Source organism: Streptomyces sp. NPDC047981 (assembly GCF_040653315.1).
In the GTDB taxonomy this organism is placed as follows: domain Bacteria; phylum Actinomycetota; class Actinomycetes; order Streptomycetales; family Streptomycetaceae; genus Streptomyces.
This window is the reverse complement of the sequence record NZ_JBEZNQ010000112.1, coordinates 1-18527: the sequence shown is the minus strand read 5'-3', so window position 1 is coordinate 18527 and position 18527 is coordinate 1. Positions and strand designations below refer to the sequence as shown.

The following is an 18527-nucleotide window of genomic DNA, read 5'->3' as shown; positions in this document are numbered from 1 at the left end:
GTCGCGGCCGGCGTGCGGGGCGTCGGGCGCCCGGCGCGCGGGGCGCCGGCGCGTTCGTAGCGGCCGCCCATCGCGGGCCAGCTCGCGCCGAAGCGCAGCGCGAGCAGCCCCGCGACCAGGATCAGCAGCGCGCCGGCGGCCGTGACGTAGGGCCACGCCGTGTGCGTGAGGTGCGCGACCGCCGCCGAGGTGTCGCCGGAGATCCGGGCGGCCTCGGTGTCCAGCGCGCCGCTGTCGGAGGCGCCGAGGAACGCGGCCGCCGCCGCGCCCGCGCCGCTGAGCGCGAGCAGGACGGAGACCAGGGCGCGTCCGGTGCGGCGGACGGCGAAGACGGCGACGAGCGCGGCGAGGCCGACGATCGCGAGCGCCGTCGGTACGCCCGTGACGGCGCCGCCGTCGGCCTCGACGGGCACCGTGCCGCCACCGACCGACGCCGTGCCCTGGGCCCAGATCTGGCCCGAGGACAGCAGCACGACGGTGGCGCCGAGGGCGCCGAGCAGGAGAGCCGCGGCGAGGCTGCGGCGGCCGCCGGGCGCGGCGGCCGTGCCGCCCGCGCGAGCGGCTCGGGGCTGGGGTACGGGAACAGCACTCACGTACCCCACTATCCCTTACGGCCTCATGACGCGTTCATCCGGTTGGCCGTGTGGACGGCGCGCAGGACGGCGGCGGCCTTGTTCCGGCACTCGTTGTCCTCGGCGACCGGGTCGGAGTCGGCGACGACGCCCGCACCGGCCTGGACGTACGCGGTGCCGTCGCGCAGCAGGGCGGTACGGATGGCGATGGCCGTGTCGGAGTCCCCGGCGAAGTCGAGGTAGCCGACGCAGCCGCCGTACAGCCCGCGCCGGGACGGCTCCAGCTCCTCGATGATCTGCATGGCGCGCGGCTTGGGCGCGCCGGAGAGGGTGCCGGCCGGGAAGCAGGCGGTGAGCACGTCGAAGGCGGTCCGGCCCTCGGCGACCCGTCCGGTGACGGTCGAGACGATGTGCATCACGTGCGAGTACCGCTCGATCGACATGAAGTCGACGACCTCCACCGAGCCCGGTTCGCAGACCCGGCCGAGGTCGTTGCGGCCGAGGTCGACGAGCATCAGGTGCTCGGCGCGCTCCTTGGGGTCGGCGAGCAGTTCCTCGGCGAGGTCGTGGTCCTCCTGCGGGGTGGCGCCGCGGTGCCGGGTGCCGGCGATCGGGTGGACCATCGCCTGCCCGTCCTCGACCTTGACGAGCGCCTCGGGGCTGGAGCCGACGACGTCGAAGCCGTTCTCGAAGCGGAAGAGGTACATGTACGGGGACGGGTTGGTGGCCCGCAGCACCCGGTAGACGTCGAGCGCGGAGGCGTGGCAGGGGGTCTCGAACCGCTGCGAGGGCACCACCTGGAAGGCCTCGCCCGCCCGGATCCGCTCCTTGATGTCCTCGACGGCGTCCTGGTAGGCCGGGCCGCCCCAGAGCGCGGAGAACTCGGGCAGTTCGGAGGGCGGCAGGGCGACGGGGACGGAGGCGACGGGGCGGGCCAGGTCGGCCTGCATGGCGTCGAGCCGGGCGACGGCGTCGGCGTACGCCTCGTCGACGCCGGTCTCCAGGTCGTTGTGATTGATCGCGTTGGCGATCAGCAGGACCGAGCCGTCCCAGTGGTCCAGGACGGCGAGGTCGCTGGTCAGGAGCATGGTCAGCTCGGGCAGCCGGAGGTCGTCGCGGGTGGAGTCGCCGATGCGCTCCAGGCGGCGGACGATGTCGTAGCCGAGGTAGCCGACCATGCCGCCGGTGAAGGGCGGCATGCCGGAGGCCAGGTCGCGGGGGGTGTGGAGGGTCTCGACGGTGGCGCGCAGGGCGGCCAGCGGGTCGCCGTCGGTGGGGACGCCGACGGGCGGAGTGCCGAGCCAGTGGGCCTGGCCGTCCCGGACCGTCAGGGTCGCGTCGCTGCGGACGCCGATGAAGGAGTACCGCGACCAGGAGCGGCCGTTCTCGGCGGATTCGAGGAGGAAGGTGCCGGGGCGCTCGGCCGCGAGCTTGCGGTAGAGCGCGACCGGGGTGTCGCCGTCCACGAGGAGCCGGCGGCTGACGGGGATCACACGGCGGTCGGCCGCCAGCTTGCGGAAGGTCTCGAGATCCATGGCGCCAGACCCTACTTGCCCAGCGGCAGGACGTCTGCGTCGAAGCAGGTGCGCGCGCCGGTGTGGCAGGCGGCCCCGGTCTGGTCGACCTTGACGAGCACGGTGTCGGCGTCGCAGTCGAGGGCGACGGACTTGACGTGCTGGACGTGTCCCGAGGTGTCGCCCTTGACCCAGTACTCCTGGCGGCTGCGGGACCAGTAGGTGCAGCGGCCGGTGGTGAGGGTGCGGTGCAGGGCCTCGTCGTCCATCCAGCCGAGCATCAGCACCTCGCCGGTGTCGTACTGCTGGGCGATGGCCGGGACGAGTCCGTCCGGGCTGCGCTTGAGGCGGGCGGCGATGGCCGGGTCGAGATTGCTGCTCATGGGCCCATTGTGCCGTGGCCGGGCGGTACGCCCGGGTGCACGTCCACTGGGCGGACCGTGGGCCGCGGTCGTACGCTGGCGGGCATGTCGACCCATGCCAAGCGTGAACGCCTTCTGCTCGCCGACCTGTTGGAGGCGGCCGGGCCCGACGCTCCGACGCTCTGCGAGGGCTGGCGGACCCGGGACCTCGCGGCCCATGTGGTGGTGCGCGAGCGCCGTCCCGACGCGGCCGCCGGAACGGTCGTACCGGCGCTGAAGGCGCGGCTCGACCGGGTGCAGGCGGAGTTCGCGGAGAAGCCGTACGAGGAGCTGATCCAGCTCATCCGTACGGGGCCGCCGCGGATGTCGCCGTTCACCATCAAGCAGGTGGACGAGGGGGCGAACGTCGTCGAGTTCTACGTCCACACCGAGGACGTGCGGCGGGCCCAGCCCGAGTGGTCCCCGCGCGAGCTGGACCCGGTCTTCTCCGACGCCCTGTGGGCCCGCCTGGAGAAGGGCGCCCGGCTGCTCGGCCGGAGGGCGCCGGTGGGTCTGGTGCTCCGCCGCCCGAACGGGCAGACGGCGGTGGCCCACAAGGGCACCCCGGTGGTGACGGTCTCCGGCGAGCCGGGCGAGCTGACGATGTTCGTCTTCGGCCGCCAGGACGTGGCGAAGGTGGATCTGGACGGCGACCAGGACGCGATCGAGCGCCTGCACGAAACGAAGCAACTGGGGATCTAGGCCGCCACCGGGCCAGGGCCTGTCCGGGCCAGGGCCGCCGGACCGGCCTGATCCGGACGAAAGGCCCTAGGCGGTGACCGGGAGCTCCGCTCGTCTGAGTGCCCGGACGGACAGGGCGTACGCCCCGCCCAGCGTGCAGAGCGCGGCGCTCACCACGAAGACCGGGCCGAGGCCCCACAGGCCGACCGCCGCGCCCGTGAGGGGGTAGCTCAGCGGGGCGAGGCCCAGGCTGACGAAGCTGGTCACGGCCGTCACCCGGCCGAGGTACGCGGGGTCGCACTCGGTCTGCAGGAGCGCGCTGCACAGGGCGCCGCTGAGCCCCGCGAGCAGCCCCACGGTGAGCGCGAGGGCGACGGCGGCCGGCAGTCCGGGAACGAACGCGAGGGCGCCCAGGGAGAGCGAGCCGAGGGCGATCGTCGCCCCCATGACGGCGCCCGCGCGGGGTATCCGGCCCCGCACGGTCAGCAGCAGGGACGCCGCGCCGGCTCCGGCGCCGAAGCCGGCGAGGACCCAGCCGATGCCGGAGGCGCCCCAGCCGCGCTCGTCGGCCAGGAGCGCGAGGCCGACGTTGAGGGGTCCGACGAAGCCGAGGTCGCTGAGGGCCACGACGAGCACGAGCGGGCCGAGGACGCGGTGCCCGCGGAGGTAGCGGAAGCCGTCGGCGAGGTCCCGCAGCGCGGTGCGGTCCCGGGCCGGCTCGCCGCCCGGGAGCGGGGCGAGCCGGAGCGCGAGGAGCAGCGGGAGCGAGGCCGCGAAGAGGAGCCCGGCGACCCCGAACGCGGCGGCGGGACCGCCGAGGGCGACGGCGAGGCCGCCGAGCGGGGCGCCGAGGACGAGCGCGGCGCGCTGGGCGAGGCCGCGCATGCCCTGGACCCGGGCGAGCTGGTCGCGGGCGGCGATCCGGGGCGGCAGGGCGCCGACGGCGGGCATGAAGAGGGCGTCGACGGCGCCGAAGACGAGGGCGACGGCGGCGAGCGCCCACAGGGTCGGGCTGCTGACCAGGAGCAGGCCCGCGACGCCGAGGACGACGAGGCAGCGGACGGTGTCGGAGGCGATGACGACGCGGCGGGGTCCGAAGCGGTCGGCGATCACTCCCCCGCCGAGCATGAGCAGGGCGCGCGGGACGGCGCTGACGGCCATGACGAGCCCGGCCTCGGCCGGGGTGCCGCTGCGGACGGCGGTCCAGGAGAGGGCGAGGTAGTAGACGCTGTCGCCGAAGGCGGAGGCGGAGTATCCGCCGAGCCAGCGCAGGACGTTGGGGTCGCGGTGGGCGGGCCGGGCCGGCGCCGCGTCGGTGAGCGCGGTCATGAGCGGTAGGGGAAGCCGAAGAGGTGGACGGCGACGTTCTCGCGCCCCTCGGTCTCCCCCGCCGCCTCCGCGGCCCGGGCCTGCTGGTCGTACTTCATCAGGAGCTGCTGCAACTCCTCGCCGAGGGCGGAGAGTTCGGCGGCGGTGAGGCGGGGCAGCCACTCCGCGCTGAGGGCGGCGGAGCGCCACTCCTCGGACCAGGTCAGCCGCTCGTCGAGGAAGCGGCGGTGGAGCTCGGTGCGCTGTTCGTCGAGCATGCGGCCGAAGGCGTCGCCGGCCGCGAGCAGTTCGGGGGCTCCGCGCATGTCCTCGTCGTGGATGCTCAGCCCGTACGAGCTGGGCTGCCACCAGCGCTCGCGGCCGTCCGCCGACTGGGCCTCGGCCTCCTCGATGAGGCCGTGCTCGGCGAGCTTGCGCAGGTGGTAGCTGACGAGCGAGACGGCCTCGTCGACCTGGTCGGCGAGTTGGGAGGCGGTGGCGGTGCGGGCCACGAACAGGGCCCGGTAGAGCCGCATCCGCAGCGGGTGGGAGATGGCCTTGAGGGTGCCGAGGTCGGTGACCCTGCGGTTCTCGGAGGACGACATGCACTCACCGTAGATACGAAAGAAAACTTGCGCAATGGAATTTGCACAAATAATCCTGCGCATCTGGACGAGAGAAAGGCCCCCGCCGGACGAACCGGCGGGGGCCCATGCCTCAGGGGCTCAGCGGACCGGGTGGCCCGCCTCCCGCAGCGCACCCTTGACCTCGGAGATCCGCAGGTCGCCGAAGTGGAAGACGGAGGCCGCGAGGACCGCGTCCGCGCCCGCCTCGATCGCCGGCGGGAAGTCGGACAGCTTGCCCGCGCCGCCGGACGCGATCACCGGCACGGTCACGTGCTTCCGCACGGCCGCGATCATCTCGGTGTCGTAGCCGTCCTTGGTGCCGTCGGCGTCCATCGAGTTGAGCAGGATCTCGCCCGCGCCGAGATCGGCCGCGCGGTGGGCCCACTCGACCGCGTCGATGCCGGTGCCCTGCCGGCCGCCGTGCGTCGTCACCTCGAAGGAGCCCGAGGCCGTGCGCCGGGCGTCCACGGAGAGCACGAGCACCTGGCGGCCGAAGCGCTCCGCGATCTCGCGGATCAGCTCGGGCCGGGCGATCGCGGCGGTGTTGACGCCGACCTTGTCGGCACCGGCGCGCAGCAGCTTGTCGACGTCCTCCGCCGAGCGCACCCCGCCGCCCACGGTCAGCGGGATGAAGACCTGCTCGGCGGTGCGGCGCACCACGTCGTAGGTCGTCTCCCGGTTGCCGGAGGAGGCGGTGATGTCGAGGAAGGTCAGCTCGTCGGCGCCCTCGGCGTCGTACAGCTTGGCCATCTCGACGGGGTCGCCCGCGTCGCGCAGGTTCTGGAAGTTGACGCCCTTGACGACCCGGCCGTTGTCCACGTCCAGGCAGGGGATCACCCGTACGGCGAGACTCATGCCGACTCCCCTCGGTACGCCTCGACCTCGACCTCGACGACCAGACGCGGGTCCACGAAGCCGGAGACGATGATCATCGACGCGGCGGGGCGCACGGCGTCGAACAGCTCCTTGTGGGCGCGGCCGACCTCGTCGACGTCCCGGGCGTGCGTGATGTACATCCGGGTCCGTACGACGTGCTCCGGGCCCAGGCCCAGCTGCTTCAGCGCGGCGAAGGCCACGTCGAAGGAGTTGATCGCCTGGTCGTACGGGCCGCCGTCGGCGATCTGGCCGCCCACGACCGAGGTGCAGCCGGAGACCAGGACCAGGCCGTTCGGCAGCTCGACCGCGCGGGAGTAGCCGAACTGCTCCTCCCAGGGCGCGCCGGTCACCACCTTGCGTACGGCGTCGGTCATACGGAAGCCACCGCCTCCAGTGCCTCCTCCAGGGTGAACGCCTTGGCGTACAGCGCCTTGCCGACGATCGCGCCCTCGACGCCCAGCGGGACGAGCCCGGACAGGGCGCGCAGGTCGTCCAGGGACGACACGCCGCCGGAGGCGACGACGGGCTTGTCGGTGGCCGCGCAGACGTTCCGCAGGAGCTCCAGGTTGGGGCCCTGGAGGGTGCCGTCCTTGGCGATGTCGGTGACGACGTAGCGGGAGCAGCCCTCGGAGTCGAGGCGGGCGAGCGTCTCGTAGAGGTCGCCGCCGTCGCGGGTCCAGCCGCGGCCGCGGAGCGTCGTGCCGCGCACGTCCAGGCCGACGGCGATCTTGTCGCCGTGCTCGGCGATGACCTTGGCGACCCACTCGGGGGTCTCCAGGGCGGCGGTGCCCAGGTTGACGCGGGTGCAGCCGGTGGCGAGGGCGGCGGCGAGCGAGGCGTCGTCGCGGATGCCGCCGGAGAGCTCGACCTTGATGTCCATGGCCTTGGCGACCTCGGCGATCAGCTCACGGTTGTCGCCGGTGCCGAAGGCGGCGTCCAGGTCGACCAGGTGCAGCCACTCGGCGCCGGAGCGCTGCCAGGCGAGGGCGGCCTCCAGCGGGGAGCCGTAGGAGGTCTCCGTGCCGGACTCGCCGTGGACCAGGCGGACGGCCTGGCCGTCGCGGACGTCGACGGCGGGGAGGAGTTCGAGCAGGTTTCCAGAAGACACAGTCACAGCGTTGCGATCCAGTTCTTCAGCAGCTGGGCTCCGGCGTCGCCGGACTTCTCGGGGTGGAACTGGGTCGCCCACAGGGCGCCGTTCTCGACGGCGGCGACGAAGGGCTCGCCGTGGGTGGCCCAGGTGACCTTGGGGGCGCGCATGTTCGGGTTGCCGACCTCCAGGGTCCACTCGCGCACCCCGTAGGAGTGCACGAAGTAGAACCGGGCGTCGGCGTCGAGGCCCGCGAACAGCTCGCTGTCCTCGGGCGCGTCGACGGTGTTCCAGCCCATGTGGGGCACGATCGGGGCCTTCAGCGGCTCGACCGTACCGGGCCACTCGTCGAGACCCTCGGTCTCCACGCCGTGCTCGATGCCACGGGCGAAGAGGATCTGCATGCCGACGCAGATGCCCATGACGGGCCGTCCGCCGGAGAGCCGGCGGTCGACGATCCACTCGCCGCGGGCCTCCTTGAGGCCCTTCATGCAGGCGGAGAAGGCGCCGACGCCGGGGACGAGGAGTCCGTCGGCGTTCATCGCCCTGTCGTAGTCGCGAGTGATCTCGACGTCGGCACCGACGTGGGCGAGGGCGCGCTCGGCGGAGCGGACGTTGCCGAAGCCGTAGTCGAAGACGACGACCTTCTTGGGAGAACTCGCAGTGCTCATTCCCAGATCCCCTGAATCCGGAGGACACCCGCGACCAGGCACATCGCGGAGGCGACGGCGAGGAGGACGATCACGCCCTTGGGCAGCTCCTGCTTGGAGAAGGAGTACACACCGCCGGCGAGGAAGAGCCCGACGACGATGAGGATGGTGGAGAGGCCGGTCATGGAGTTAGAGGGCGCCCTTCGTGGAAGGCAGGATGCCGGCCGCGCGCGGGTCGCGCTCGGAGGCGTAGCGCAGGGCCCGGGCCAGCGCCTTGAACTGGCACTCCACGATGTGGTGGGCGTTGCGCCCGTACGGCACGTGGATGTGGAGCGCGATCTGCGCCTGGGCGACGAAGGACTCGAAGATGTGCCGGGTCATCGTCGTGTCGTAGGAGCCGATCATCGGCGCCATGTTCTCGGGCTCGGTGTGCACCAGGTAGGGGCGGCCGGAGAGGTCGACGGTGACCTGGGCGAGGGACTCGTCCAGCGGGACCGTGCAGTTGCCGAAGCGGTAGATGCCGACCTTGTCGCCGAGCGCCTGCTTGAAGGCGGCGCCGAGCGCGAGGGCGGTGTCCTCGATGGTGTGGTGCGAGTCGATGTGCAGGTCGCCGTCGGTCTTGACGGTGAGGTCGAAGAGCCCGTGGCGGCCGAGCTGGTCGAGCATGTGGTCGTAGAAGCCCACACCGGTCGACACGTCGACCTTTCCGGTGCCGTCGAGGTCGATCTCGACGACGACGGAGGTCTCCTTGGTGGTGCGCTCGACTCTTCCTACGCGGCTCATGAGCCCTGCTCCTTCTTCAGTGCGCGAACCGCATCGAGGAACGCGTCGTTCTCTTCGGGGGTGCCGGCGGTGACCCGCAGCCAGCCCGGTACGCCGTTGTCCCGGACCAGGACGCCCCGGTCGAGGATCTTCCGCCAGGCCTCGTGGGAGCCCGTGGCTCCGTCGAAGCGGCCGAACTGGACGAAGTTGGCGTCGGACTCGGTGACCTCGTAGCCGATCGCCCGCAGCTCGGTGACCAGGCGGTCCCGCTCGGTCTTGAGCTGCTCGACGTACCCGAGGAGCGTATCGGTGTGCTCCAGGGCGGCGAGCGCGGTGGCCTGCGTGACGGCGGACAGGTGGTACGGCAGGCGGACCAGCTGCACGGCGTCGACGACGGCCGGGTGGGCGGCCAGATAGCCGAGGCGCAGCCCGGCGGCGCCGAACGCCTTGGACATGGTGCGGGAGACGACGAGGTTCGGGCGGCCCTCGATCAGCGGCAGGAGGGAGTCCCGGTGGCTGAACTCGACGTACGCCTCGTCGACGACCACCAGCGAGGGCTTGGCGGCCTGGGCGGCCTCGTAGAGCGCGAGGACCGTCTCGGCCCCGACGGCCGTGCCGGTGGGGTTGTTGGGCGAGGTGATGAAGACGACGTCGGGGCGGTTCTCCGCGATCGCCTTCTCGGCCGCCTCGACGTCGATGGTGAAGTCCTCGTTGCGCGGGCCGGAGATCCAGCCGGTGCCGGTGCCGCGCGCGATGAGCGCGTGCATCGAGTACGAGGGTTCGAAGCCGACGGCCGTACGGCCGGGGCCGCCGAAGGTCTGCAGCAGCTGCTGGAGGACCTCGTTGGAGCCGTTGGCCGCCCAGACGTTCTGGACGGCGACCGGGTGCTTTCCGGTGCGGGTGAGGTAGCGGGCGAGCTCGGTGCGCAGCTCGACCGCGTCCCGGTCGGGGTAGCGGTTGAGGCCGCGGGCGGCCTCGGCGACCCGCTCCGCGATCCGGGCCACGAGGGGCTCGGGCAGCGGGTAGGGGTTCTCGTTGGTGTTCAGCTGGACGGGGACGTCGAGCTGGGGCGCGCCGTACGGGGTCTTGCCGCGCAGCTCGTCCCGGATGGGGAGATCGTCGATGCCGATCGTGTCGTACGAGGTCACTTGCTCTCGGGCACCTTCCATCCGAACCGGGCCTTGAGCGCGGCACCGTGCGCGGGCAGGTCCTCGGCCTCGGCCAGCGTGACCACGTGGTGGGTGACGTCGGCGAGGGCGTCGCGGGTGTAGTCCACGATGTGGACACCGCGCAGGAAGGACTGGACGGACAGACCGGAGGAGTGGCAGGCACAACCGCCGGTGGGCAGCACGTGGTTGGAGCCGGCGCAGTAGTCGCCGAGGGAGACCGGCGCCCAGGGGCCGACGAAGATCGCGCCCGCGTTGCGGACCCGCTCGGCGCGGGCGGCGGCGTCGGCGGTCTGGATCTCCAGGTGCTCGGCGCCGTACGCGTCGACGACCGTGAGGCCGTCCTCCAGGTCGTTGACGAGGACGATCGCGGACTGCTTGCCGGCCAGCGCCGGGACGATCCGGTCGTCGATGTGCTTGGTGGCGGCGACCTGGGTCTTCAGCTCGGCCTCGGTCGCCTCCGCGAGCTCCTCGGAGTCGGTGACGAGGACGGCGGCGGCCATCGGGTCGTGCTCGGCCTGGCTGATGAGGTCGGCGGCGACGTGCACGGGGTCGGCGGTGGAGTCCGCGAGGATCGCGATCTCGGTCGGGCCGGCCTCGGCGTCGATGCCGATGCGGCCGGTGAAGTACCGCTTGGCGGCGGCGACCCAGATGTTGCCGGGGCCCGTGACCATGTTGGCGGCGGCGCAGGACTCCGTGCCGTACGCGAACATCGCGACGGCCTGGGCGCCTCCGACGGCGTACACCTCGTCGATGCCGAGGAGCGCGCACGCGGCGAGGATCGTCGGGTGCGGAAGCCCGCCGAACTCCTTCTGCGGCGGGGACGCCAGCGCGAGGGACTCGACGCCCGCCTCCTGTGCCGGGACGGCGTTCATGATCACGGAGGAGGGGTAGACGGAGCGGCCGCCGGGCACGTAGAGGCCGACGCGCTGGACCGGGATCCACTTCTCGGTGACCGTGCCGCCGGGCACGACCTGGGTGGTGTGCGGGGCGCGGCGCTGCGCGCGGTGGACGATCCGGGTGCGGCGGATCGACTCCTCCAGGGCCGCGCGGACGGCGGGGTCGAGCTGCTCCAGAGCGTCGGCGAGCGCCTCGGCGGGCACGCGCACCTGCTCCAGGCGCACTCCGTCGAACTTCTCCCCGTACTCGACCAACGCCGCGTCGCCCCGATGATGGACGTCCTCGCAGATGGGCCGCACCTTCTCCAGGGCGGCTTCCACGTCGAACTCGGCACGGGGCAGCAGGTCGCGCAGTGCGCCACCCTCGGGGAGGGCGTCGCCGCGCAGGTCGATACGAGAGATCACGGGTCAATTCTCGCAGACGCCCCACAAGCGCCGGACGCCCGTATCACTGGCTGATACGAGCCACTCTGGCGTCTTGTCGCCACAGCTGACCGTTAGCGTTCACTCCGTCACTCAGCGGGAAGAACGGCTGTACGAATCCAGGGAAGCGGGTTCGTGGAAAGCGAGGGGGCGGCAGTGACCGAGCCGCGCGAGGACGGAATGCCGGACGGTCTGACCGGACCGGAGCGCGTCATGTGGCGGTCGTTCCGGATCGGCAGGACCTGCGATCTGAGCGAGGGGGAGGCGACGCGGGACGACCCGTTCGGGGCGCACGTCTGGGGTGAGGAGCGCAGTGTGCGGGCCGAGGTGGTGGCGCTGCTGCTGCTCGACGGCCCGCAGGCGCGCTCGGGCCGGGTCTCGGCGCTGAAGCTGCGCGGGGTGCGGATCACGGGCGTGCTCAATCTGGCCGGCGGGACGATCGATCCGTACGTGGAGTGGAACCGCTGCCGCTTCGACCAGGAGCTGGTGCTGCCGGAGGCGCACTTCGGCACGGTGCGGATGGTGGAGTGCGCGATCCCGAGGATCGAGGCGGCGCGGCTGCACACCCAGGGCGATCTGCATCTGCCGAGGTGCCGGATCCAGCGCGGCATCCGGCTGACGGACGCGCAGATAGGGACGGACCTGCTGCTCAACCAGATCCGGGTGTGGCCCGACCGGCGCGGCCGGGCGATCACGGCGGACGGCCTGGTGGTCGCACAGGACCTCCAGGCCGAGCTGATCGAGACCTACGGCGAGCTGAGCCTGCGCGGGGCGAAGGTCGGGGTGTCGCTGAGCCTGCGGGGCAGCGTGCTGCGCGGCGCACAGCAGCGCCGCGCGCTGAACGCGCCGCAGCTGACGGTGGAGCGCTCGCTCCATCTGAACGCGGCGTGGGTGTACGAGGGCTCGGGGAACGCCACGGCCACTCCCCCGTACGGCATCGGGTACACCCCGGTGCGCGGGGCGCAGCGCAAGCCGGTGGAGTGCCACGGCGGGGTGCGCCTGGACGACGGCCGGTTCGGCGACGCGGTGGACCTGCACTACGCCCGGTTCCTCCTCGACGGCTCGAAGCGGGAGGAGGTGTCGCTGCGCCGGATCGTGACGCCGGAGCTGCGGTTCAACGGGGAGCAGCCGGAGGAGGGCCGGGTGGTGCTCAACGGCGCCCGGGTGGTGACGCTGATCGACCTCTCCACGAGCTGGCCGGGCCCCGGCGGCCTGTCGATGAACGGCTTCGTCTACGAGAACCTCGTGCCGTACGGGCACTTCCCGCTGGCGCGGCGCCTGGAGTGGGTGGCGGCGGCGACCCCGGAGTACGCCCCGGAGCCGTACGAACGCCTGGCGACGGTCCTGCGCAACAGCGGGGAGGACGCGGACGCCCGGGAGGTGCTGCTCGCCAAGCAGCGCAGACGCCGGGAGACCCTGCCGGTGGCCGGCAAGCTCTGGGGCCACCTCCAGGACTGGACGGTTGCGTACGGCTACCGCCCGGGCCGGGCGGCGCTGTGGATGGCGGTGCTCTGGGCGGCCGGCGCGCTGGCGTTCTCGCGCCACGACCCGGTGCCGCTGAAGGCGGAGGAGTCGCCGAACTGGAGCGCCACGCTGTACGCGCTGGATCTGCTGCTGCCGGTGATCAATCTCGGCCAGGACGGCTACTGGCGCCTCCAGGGCGTGTGGCAGTGGCTGGCGACGGCGCTCATCCTGCTGGGCTGGGTGCTCGCCACGACGGTGGCGGCGGGGGCGTCCCGGCTGCTGCGGCGCGGGTGAGGGGCCAGGCCGCCCGGAAGACCGAAGCGAACGGAAGCCGACCGAAGCCGACGGAACCCCCCACCGACGCTCATGGAAGCCCCCGCACGCCCACGGCGGCCCGTGGGAGTCGTGTGACCAAGGGGGCGGATTGCGCCAACCTCCGCCTCTTTCTTTACGCTGTCTTGACCATCTGGAGGACAACTTTCCCGCCGCTACCAAAGCTTCACAGTCACCCACTGGCGCCGCTCCCACCTGCGGTTTTCAATGGTCCGCACCATGTCTTTGCTCCGCGCCCTGATCGGCACCGCCCGTCTGGTCCGGCACGCACCGCGGCTCACCGCCGCACTGCCGCCGGACGACGACGTGCTGCTCGACGTGCCGGACGAGCGGCTCGCCCCGGCGCTGATCGCGGCCGCGCTCGCCGATCCCGAGCCCGCGGCCAAGCTGCTCGCGACAACCAGGGACGGCGCCGAGTGGGAGGCCAGGGACCGGTACGTGGCCCGCCTCGCCACCTTCGCGTACAGCCGTGACGAGTGGCTGACCCGCTGGCTCGAAGCCGCCCCGCGCGACCCGGACGCGCTCCTCGTGAAGGCCGAGCTCGCGGTGCGCCGCGCCTGGGAGTCGCCCGCCCGCGCGGAGCGGCTGCGCGAGCTGGGGCCGCTGATCGACGCGGCGGCCGAGGCCTCGCCCTGCGACCCGGTGCCCTGGCGGCTGGCCCTCGACCACGCGCGGGGCACGCACGCGGGGCACGCGGCCTTCGAGTCCCTCTGGGAGCAGGCCGTGCGCCGCTCCCCGCACCACTACGGCTGCCACATCGCCGCGCTGCGCTACCTCTCGGCCCAGTGGTACGGCTCGCACCGCGAGTGCTTCGACTTCGCCGAGCAGGCCGCCGAGGACGCCCCGCCCGGCTCGCTCGCCCGGGTCCTCCCGGTCAACGCGGCCTTCGCCCAGTACCTCACCGGCACCGGCCCGATGCCGGACGACCGGATCGACGCGGCGGCGGACCGGGGTCTCGTGCTGTCGGCGGCATACCCGGAGGGCGACGCCTGGCCGGCCGAGGTGCGCAACCTCCTGGTCTACGTCCTGGTCCGGCGGGGGCGCTGGGAGGAGGCCCTGGAGGAGTTCCGGAGGATCGGCCCGTACGCCACGTCGTTCCCCTGGGCGCTGGTCGGCGACGACCCGCTCAACGGTTTCCTGGAGACGCGGGACGCGGTCCGGGCGGCGGTGGCCCGGGCGATGCCGCTGCGGGACGAGGGGCGCGGGAGCGGCCGCGGCGCGGGGTTCGGAACCGGCCGCGACACCGCTCTGCGGCCGGGGTGGCGGACCGGTCATGGACGGGCCGACCGGAGCGGGCCCGGCGGCCATTACGCTTGACCGCTGTGACCCCCGCTCGCCTGCCTCTCTTCCCGCTCAACACGGTGCTGTTCCCGGGCCTCGTGCTGCCCCTGAACGTCTTCGAGGAGCGATATCGCGCCATGATGCGCGAGCTGCTCAAGACCGACGACGCGGAGCCCCGCCGCTTCGCCGTCGTCGCGATCCGCGACGGCCGTGAGGTCGCGCCGACGGCGCCGGGAATGCCGGACCCGACGGCGATGCCGGAGAAGGGGCCCGCGGCGGGCTTCGGCCCGGACCCGATCCAGGCGTTCCACCGGGTCGGCTGCATCGCCGACGCGGCGACGATCAGGGAGCGGGCGAACGGCAGCTTCGAGGTGATGGCCACCGGCACGACCCGGGTGAAGCTGCTGTCGGTGGACGCGAGCGGGCCGTTCCTGGTGGCGGAGGTCGAGGAGATCCCGGAGGAGCAGGGCGACGAGGCGGGCACGCTCGCGGAGGGCGTGCTGCGGGCGTTCCGGAGTTACCAGAAGCGGCTGGCGGGGGCGCGGGAGCGGTCGCTGACGACGAGCGACCTGCCGGACGACCCGTCGGTGGTGTCGTACCTGGTGGCGGCGGCCGCGGTGCTGGACACCCCGGCGAAGCAACGGCTCCTCCAGGCCCCGGACACGGCGACGCGGCTGCGCGAGGAGCTGACGCTGCTGCGGTCGGAGACGGCGGTGCTGCGGCACCTGCCGTCGCTGCCGGCGGTGGAGCTGACCCGGGCGCCTACGAGCCCGAACTGACGGAGGAGCGCCCAGTGGCGAAGAAGCAGAAGAAGCAGACGGGCGGCACCCCGGCGACGGTCGCCCTGACGGCGGCCGGGGTGGACTACACCGTCCACTCCTACGACCACGATCCGGCGTCCCCCTCGTACGGCGAGGAGGCGGCGGAGGCGCTGGGCGTCTCCCCCGACCGGGTCTTCAAGACGCTGGTCGCGGACGTCGACGGCGAACTGACGGTCGCGGTCGTCCCGGTCGCGGGCCAGCTGGACCTCAAGGCCCTGGCCTCGGCGGTCGGCGGCAAGCGCGCGACGATGGCGGACCCCACCCTGGCGGAGCGCACGACCGGCTACGTACGGGGCGGCATCTCCCCCCTGGGCCAGCGCAAGCGCCTCCGCACGGTCCTGGACGCCTCGGCGTCCACCCACGAGACGATCTGCATCTCGGCGGGCCGCCGAGGCCTGGAGGTCGAACTCACCCCCACGGCCCTGACCACCCTGACCGAGGCAGTCCTGGCCCCCATCGGCCGAAACTAGCCCTCCGGGCGCGCCCCACCCGAAACCGGGCACCCCCGCGGCACGGGGGTACGGGGGCGGAGCCCCCGGTCTCGTCAGAGTTTGGGGGAGGGGTGGTCCGGGGGGAATCCCGGCCCCGGCCCCCGCCCCGTACGGGTCACGACGTCGGGGTCGGTCCCTGGGACTGCGGCGGCTGGGGCGCGGGCCAACCCGGCTCCGGGTCCCTCGGACCGAAGAGGGCCGTCAGGATCAGGTGGACGATCATGGCCGCCAACGGCCAGGCCAGCAGCGCCCCCGCCCACATCTCCAGCTTCAGCGGCGCGTCGAAGACGACGTTCGCGCCGACCTCCCGCGCGTGCGCGACCACGTCATGGGTCGGGCCGAAGAACGTGCCCACGCCCCACCCGAGCGCAGAACCCAGCACACCGCCCGCCGCGAGCCCGAGCACGAGCGCCACGCCGCCGTGCCGGTGGATCAGGAAGACCAGCGCCGCCGCCACCGCGCCGAAGCCGAGCGCGAGGAGCACGAACGTGCCGTCCGCACCGACCGCCGCCTCGCCCTCGGAGTTCCGCAGGAACACCGCCTTGCCGTCCGAGATGAGCGGCACCTTCGGCGCGAGCCACAGCCACAGCAGCCCCAGGGCCACGCCGGCCACCGTCGACACCGCGGCCACGACGGCGGACTGCCGCAGCTCCGTGGCCACGCTCGGGGCCCCGTCGTCGGCGGGCAGCGGCGGATAGGGCGCCGGCCACCCCTCCGGCGGCACGGCGTCGTTCGGTGGCTGGTGAGGCGGTGTCAGGGGTGCGGTCACCCCGCCATCGTGCCAGGTCCGCGAGGCGCCCGCCTCAGCGGACCGCCGCCCGCCGATACGCCCAGGTCGCCACCGCGAGCGAGACCACCCCGACCACCCCGCACACCGCGAGGTCCAGGCCGACCGCCGTCCAGTCCGGACGCGCGTCGAAGGTCCTCGCCAGCGCCTCCACCCCGTACGTCGACGGCAGCAGGTCCCGCGCCCAGCCGATCGGCCCCGGCAGCCGCTCCGCCGGCAGCACGCCCAGGAGCAGCGCGGCCGACATGCCCAGCTGCCCGAGCAGCGTCGCGAACTCCTGGCGCGGCGCGAGCAGCCCGAGCGCGGCGCCCAGTCCGGCGAGCGCGGCGCCCGCCAGCGGCACGACCGCCGCCAGGATCCAGAGGTTGCCGAGCGGCAGCCCGAAGAGCAGGGAGCCGATCACCGCGGTGACCGCCGTCCCCGGCACGGTGAAGGAGGCGTACGCCCCCGCCGCCCCGAGCACGACGGCCGCGGGCGGCACCGGCAGGGTGGCGTAGTGGTCGAGGCCGCCGGTCGCCCGCAGCTGTCCGAAGTACTGGGCGAGCAGGTTCAGCGCGACGAACGCGACGACGAGCACCGAGGAGCCCGCCACCACGGCACGCGCCTCCGAACCGCCGTCGACGACTCCCCGCATCAGGACCATGATCCCGACGGACTGGAAGGTCGCCACGAAGAGCAGGGGGATGCGGGAGACCCGGGCCCGCGAGAGCTGCGCGCGGTACACCGCGGCCAGCGCGGGCAGCAGCCGGGCGCGCGGCGCCAACGGCGCGGCCGGGCGCGCGGTCTCCGACCCGTCGGAGCCCCCGGCCGTCCGGATCTCGGAGGACGCCGACAACGGCGACGACGAAGCCGCCCCCGACCCCGACGCGGCCTGGGCGGGCACGATACTCACTCCGTACAGCTCCTCATGCCTTGACCAACCCCTGCGTCTCCCCGCCCAGCGCCAGATACACGTCCTCCAGGCTCGGCGTCGCCAGGGTGAAGTCGTCCAGGGCCGCGAACGCCGCCCCGCCCGTCACCGCCGCGACCGTCGCCCTGGCGTGGTCCGGGGCGAGCCGGAGCGTCCAGCGCCGCCCGGTCTCCTGCGCGAGCCCGTGCAGAGCGGCGACCTCGGGCACCTCCAGCGGGGCGCGCTCGCGCCACACCAGTTCGACCCGCACCTCGCCCGCGACCCGCTCCTTGAGCCCGGCCGGGGTGTCGCAGGCGATGACCCGGCCGCGCTCCAGCACCGCGACGCGGTCCAGTACGGTCTCGGCCTCGATCACGTTGTGGGTGACGAGCAGCACGGTGGTGCCGTGCTCGGCGCGCCGGCGGTCGACGGCGGACCAGACGGCCCGCCGGGCGACCGGGTCCATCCCGGTGGTGGGCTCGTCGAGGACCAGGATCGGCCGCTCGCCGACGAGCGCGGCGGCGACACAGGCGAGCCGCCGCTGTCCACCGGAGAGCTTCTTCAGCGGCCGGCCGGCCAGCTCGGTCAGGCCCAGCTCGTCGAGGACCGCGTCCTTCTCGGCCCGGGCGTCCCGGGCGGAGAGCCCGCGCAGCCGCGCCGTGGTCTCGGCGGCGAGCGCGACCGTCAGCTCGTCGAGCGCGGTGGACTCCTGGCCGAGGTGGGCGAGCAGGCGCGCGGCGCGCTCCGGATGGCGTACGAGATCGTGGCCGAGCACCTCGACGGTGCCCGAGTCGGGGCGCATCAGCCCGGTCAGCTGGCGGACCAGCGTGGACTTGCCTGCGCCGTTGGGCCCGAGCAGGCCGAAGATCTCGCCGCCGCCGACCTCGAGGCTGATCCCGTCGGTGGCGCGGACCTCGGGCGTCGCGGGAGTCCCCCGCCGGGCGCGCGCGGCGGGGTACGTCTTGACCAGATCGCGCACCACGCACACCGTACTCACGGGGGGAGAGCCTACGGGGTCCCCCGCGCTACTCCCCAGCGGGGGCGCGTTCCGCGGCGGCCCGGACGTCGATCTCGCGCCAGAATCCGGCCCTGATCGCGTACCGGTCGTGCTCGTCGATCTGGTCGTCCTTGTGGGCGAGCAGGCCGAACCTGGCGGCGTACCGGAGCAGTTCGCCGTCGATGCGGTGCGGGATCCGCGGGTACATGAGGGAGAGCTTCTGGACGTGGCTCTGCTCGGGGAGCCGTTCCATCCAGCGGCGGGCGAACACCTGCCCGACCTCGAAGGGGTCGCCGCCGACGGTGGTGATGTCCTCCTCGCGGTCCGCCCAGCGCTGCTCGGCGCTGGTGAGCTGGGCGAGCGTCGGCAGGGACGCCGTCTCGGGCGGCTCGCCGAGGGCGGCGGCGGGGCGGTCGACCCAGCCCTTGTCGGAGGACCAGCGGAGGGTGGCGCCGGCGGGCTGGTGCCCGCCAGAGCCGCCCGCCGTGCCCGGGCC

The 18527-nt window shown here is 73.5% G+C and carries 21 protein-coding genes and 1 pseudogene; 5 read left to right on the top strand and 17 right to left on the bottom strand.

Features of this window, described 5'->3' with window-relative positions:
* The 3 genes from AB0E14_RS36430 to hisI all read right to left on the bottom strand — a co-directional run.
* Positions 1-602, bottom strand: a 602-nt coding sequence (locus tag AB0E14_RS36430; RefSeq protein WP_362428680.1) for a TIGR02234 family membrane protein, incomplete at its 3' end; no start/stop codon positions are given.
* Between the two features lie 14 nt (positions 603-616).
* Positions 617-2107 carry an anthranilate synthase component I gene (locus AB0E14_RS36425; RefSeq protein WP_362428677.1) on the bottom strand — a complete coding sequence of 497 codons (1491 nt, stop codon included), beginning with the start codon at positions 2105-2107 and terminating at the stop codon, positions 617-619.
* Between the two features lie 11 nt (positions 2108-2118).
* Entirely contained in the window at positions 2119-2469 is a 351-nt protein-coding gene (hisI, locus tag AB0E14_RS36420; RefSeq protein ID WP_362428675.1) for a phosphoribosyl-AMP cyclohydrolase, read from the bottom strand.
* Positions 2470-2553: 84 nt separating this feature from the next.
* On the opposite strand from hisI, the gene AB0E14_RS36415 reads away from it, so the two are divergent.
* The gene (locus tag AB0E14_RS36415) at positions 2554-3189 is read left to right on the top strand and encodes a TIGR03085 family metal-binding protein (RefSeq protein WP_362428672.1); all 636 of its coding nucleotides are present in this window, start codon (positions 2554-2556) and stop codon (positions 3187-3189) included.
* A 66-nt stretch (positions 3190-3255) separates the two neighbouring features.
* On the opposite strand, the gene AB0E14_RS36410 is transcribed toward AB0E14_RS36415, so the two are convergent.
* From AB0E14_RS36410 to hisD, 10 genes are all read right to left on the bottom strand, one after another.
* Complete coding sequence (locus tag AB0E14_RS36410; protein WP_362428669.1) at positions 3256-4497, bottom strand: MFS transporter; 1242 nt, start codon at positions 4495-4497, stop codon at positions 3256-3258.
* Complete coding sequence (locus tag AB0E14_RS36405) at positions 4494-5081, bottom strand: helix-turn-helix domain-containing protein (protein ID WP_362428666.1); 588 nt, start codon at positions 5079-5081, stop codon at positions 4494-4496. The genes AB0E14_RS36410 and AB0E14_RS36405 overlap by 4 nt, the downstream gene beginning before the upstream one ends.
* Before the next feature lie 120 nt (positions 5082-5201).
* Positions 5202-5957: an imidazole glycerol phosphate synthase subunit HisF gene (gene hisF, locus AB0E14_RS36400; protein WP_362428663.1), complete on the bottom strand. Its 756-nt coding sequence runs from the start codon at positions 5955-5957 to the stop codon at positions 5202-5204.
* Positions 5954-6352, bottom strand: coding sequence for a RidA family protein (locus AB0E14_RS36395; RefSeq protein WP_362428660.1), 399 nt, complete (start codon positions 6350-6352; stop codon positions 5954-5956). Before AB0E14_RS36395 ends, hisF begins: the two co-directional genes overlap by 4 nt.
* Positions 6349-7086 (bottom strand): bifunctional 1-(5-phosphoribosyl)-5-((5-phosphoribosylamino)methylideneamino)imidazole-4-carboxamide isomerase/phosphoribosylanthranilate isomerase PriA, encoded by a 738-nt coding sequence (gene priA, locus AB0E14_RS36390; protein ID WP_362428657.1) that lies wholly within the window; start codon positions 7084-7086, stop codon positions 6349-6351. Before priA ends, AB0E14_RS36395 begins: the two co-directional genes overlap by 4 nt.
* A gap of 2 nt (positions 7087-7088) precedes the next feature.
* Positions 7089-7739, bottom strand: coding sequence for an imidazole glycerol phosphate synthase subunit HisH (gene hisH / locus AB0E14_RS36385; RefSeq protein WP_362428654.1), 651 nt, complete (start codon positions 7737-7739; stop codon positions 7089-7091).
* Positions 7736-7903, bottom strand: coding sequence for a hypothetical protein (locus AB0E14_RS36380; RefSeq protein ID WP_175439076.1), 168 nt, complete (start codon positions 7901-7903; stop codon positions 7736-7738). The genes hisH and AB0E14_RS36380 overlap by 4 nt, the downstream gene beginning before the upstream one ends.
* A 4-nt stretch (positions 7904-7907) precedes the next feature.
* Positions 7908-8501, bottom strand: coding sequence for an imidazoleglycerol-phosphate dehydratase HisB (gene hisB, locus AB0E14_RS36375; protein WP_030205445.1), 594 nt, complete (start codon positions 8499-8501; stop codon positions 7908-7910).
* Positions 8498-9628 (bottom strand): histidinol-phosphate transaminase, encoded by a 1131-nt coding sequence (locus tag AB0E14_RS36370; protein ID WP_362428649.1) that lies wholly within the window; start codon positions 9626-9628, stop codon positions 8498-8500. The genes hisB and AB0E14_RS36370 overlap by 4 nt, the downstream gene beginning before the upstream one ends.
* Positions 9625-10950 carry a histidinol dehydrogenase gene (gene hisD, locus AB0E14_RS36365; RefSeq protein ID WP_362428646.1) on the bottom strand — a complete coding sequence of 442 codons (1326 nt, stop codon included), beginning with the start codon at positions 10948-10950 and terminating at the stop codon, positions 9625-9627. Before hisD ends, AB0E14_RS36370 begins: the two co-directional genes overlap by 4 nt.
* A 174-nt stretch (positions 10951-11124) precedes the next feature.
* Between hisD and AB0E14_RS36360 the strand changes: the two genes are divergently transcribed.
* From AB0E14_RS36360 to ybaK, 4 genes are all read left to right on the top strand, one after another.
* Positions 11125-12726 carry an oxidoreductase gene (locus AB0E14_RS36360; protein WP_362428643.1) on the top strand — a complete coding sequence of 534 codons (1602 nt, stop codon included), beginning with the start codon at positions 11125-11127 and terminating at the stop codon, positions 12724-12726.
* 246 nt (positions 12727-12972) lie between these two features.
* On the top strand, positions 12973-14082 hold the full coding sequence (locus AB0E14_RS36355; RefSeq protein WP_362428640.1) for a hypothetical protein: 1110 nt from the start codon (positions 12973-12975) through the stop codon (positions 14080-14082).
* Positions 14083-14087: 5 nt separating this feature from the next.
* Positions 14088-14825: an LON peptidase substrate-binding domain-containing protein gene (locus tag AB0E14_RS36350; protein ID WP_362428637.1), complete on the top strand. Its 738-nt coding sequence runs from the start codon at positions 14088-14090 to the stop codon at positions 14823-14825.
* A 14-nt stretch (positions 14826-14839) separates the two neighbouring features.
* Positions 14840-15337 carry a Cys-tRNA(Pro) deacylase gene (gene ybaK / locus AB0E14_RS36345; protein ID WP_362428634.1) on the top strand — a complete coding sequence of 166 codons (498 nt, stop codon included), beginning with the start codon at positions 14840-14842 and terminating at the stop codon, positions 15335-15337.
* Positions 15338-15473: 136 nt separating this feature from the next.
* Here the strand turns inward: ybaK and AB0E14_RS36340 are convergent, their stop codons facing one another.
* The 4 genes and pseudogenes from AB0E14_RS36340 to AB0E14_RS36325 all read right to left on the bottom strand — a co-directional run.
* Positions 15474-16127, bottom strand: a complete 654-nt coding sequence (locus tag AB0E14_RS36340) for a DUF2567 domain-containing protein (RefSeq protein ID WP_362428631.1) — start codon at positions 16125-16127, stop codon at positions 15474-15476.
* 34 nt (positions 16128-16161) lie between these two features.
* On the bottom strand, positions 16162-16962 hold the full coding sequence (locus tag AB0E14_RS36335; RefSeq protein WP_362428686.1) for an ABC transporter permease: 801 nt from the start codon (positions 16960-16962) through the stop codon (positions 16162-16164).
* 88 nt (positions 16963-17050) lie between these two features.
* A complete protein-coding gene (locus tag AB0E14_RS36330) occupies positions 17051-18022 on the bottom strand; it encodes an ABC transporter ATP-binding protein (RefSeq protein WP_362428683.1) in 972 nt (323 codons plus the stop codon).
* A 37-nt stretch (positions 18023-18059) separates the two neighbouring features.
* Positions 18060-18527, bottom strand: a pseudogene (locus tag AB0E14_RS36325) (NYN domain-containing protein); the annotation flags it as partial.

What these genes read in the sequence shown, in the direction of transcription:
- AB0E14_RS36425 (WP_362428677.1), bottom strand. Translation starts at nt 2,107, where the DNA reads ATGGATCTCGAGACCTTCCGCAAGCTGGCGGCCGACCGCCGTGTGATC.
- hisI (WP_362428675.1), bottom strand. Translation starts at nt 2,469, where the DNA reads ATGAGCAGCAATCTCGACCCGGCCATCGCCGCCCGCCTCAAGCGCAGC.
- AB0E14_RS36415 (WP_362428672.1), top strand. Translation starts at nt 2,554, where the DNA reads ATGTCGACCCATGCCAAGCGTGAACGCCTTCTGCTCGCCGACCTGTTG.
- AB0E14_RS36410 (WP_362428669.1), bottom strand. Translation starts at nt 4,497, where the DNA reads ATGACCGCGCTCACCGACGCGGCGCCGGCCCGGCCCGCCCACCGCGAC.
- AB0E14_RS36405 (WP_362428666.1), bottom strand. Translation starts at nt 5,081, where the DNA reads ATGTCGTCCTCCGAGAACCGCAGGGTCACCGACCTCGGCACCCTCAAG.
- hisF (WP_362428663.1), bottom strand. Translation starts at nt 5,957, where the DNA reads ATGAGTCTCGCCGTACGGGTGATCCCCTGCCTGGACGTGGACAACGGC.
- AB0E14_RS36395 (WP_362428660.1), bottom strand. Translation starts at nt 6,352, where the DNA reads ATGACCGACGCCGTACGCAAGGTGGTGACCGGCGCGCCCTGGGAGGAG.
- hisH (WP_362428654.1), bottom strand. Translation starts at nt 7,739, where the DNA reads ATGAGCACTGCGAGTTCTCCCAAGAAGGTCGTCGTCTTCGACTACGGC.
- AB0E14_RS36380 (WP_175439076.1), bottom strand. Translation starts at nt 7,903, where the DNA reads ATGACCGGCCTCTCCACCATCCTCATCGTCGTCGGGCTCTTCCTCGCC.
- hisB (WP_030205445.1), bottom strand. Translation starts at nt 8,501, where the DNA reads ATGAGCCGCGTAGGAAGAGTCGAGCGCACCACCAAGGAGACCTCCGTC.
- AB0E14_RS36355 (WP_362428640.1), top strand. Translation starts at nt 12,973, where the DNA reads ATGGTCCGCACCATGTCTTTGCTCCGCGCCCTGATCGGCACCGCCCGT.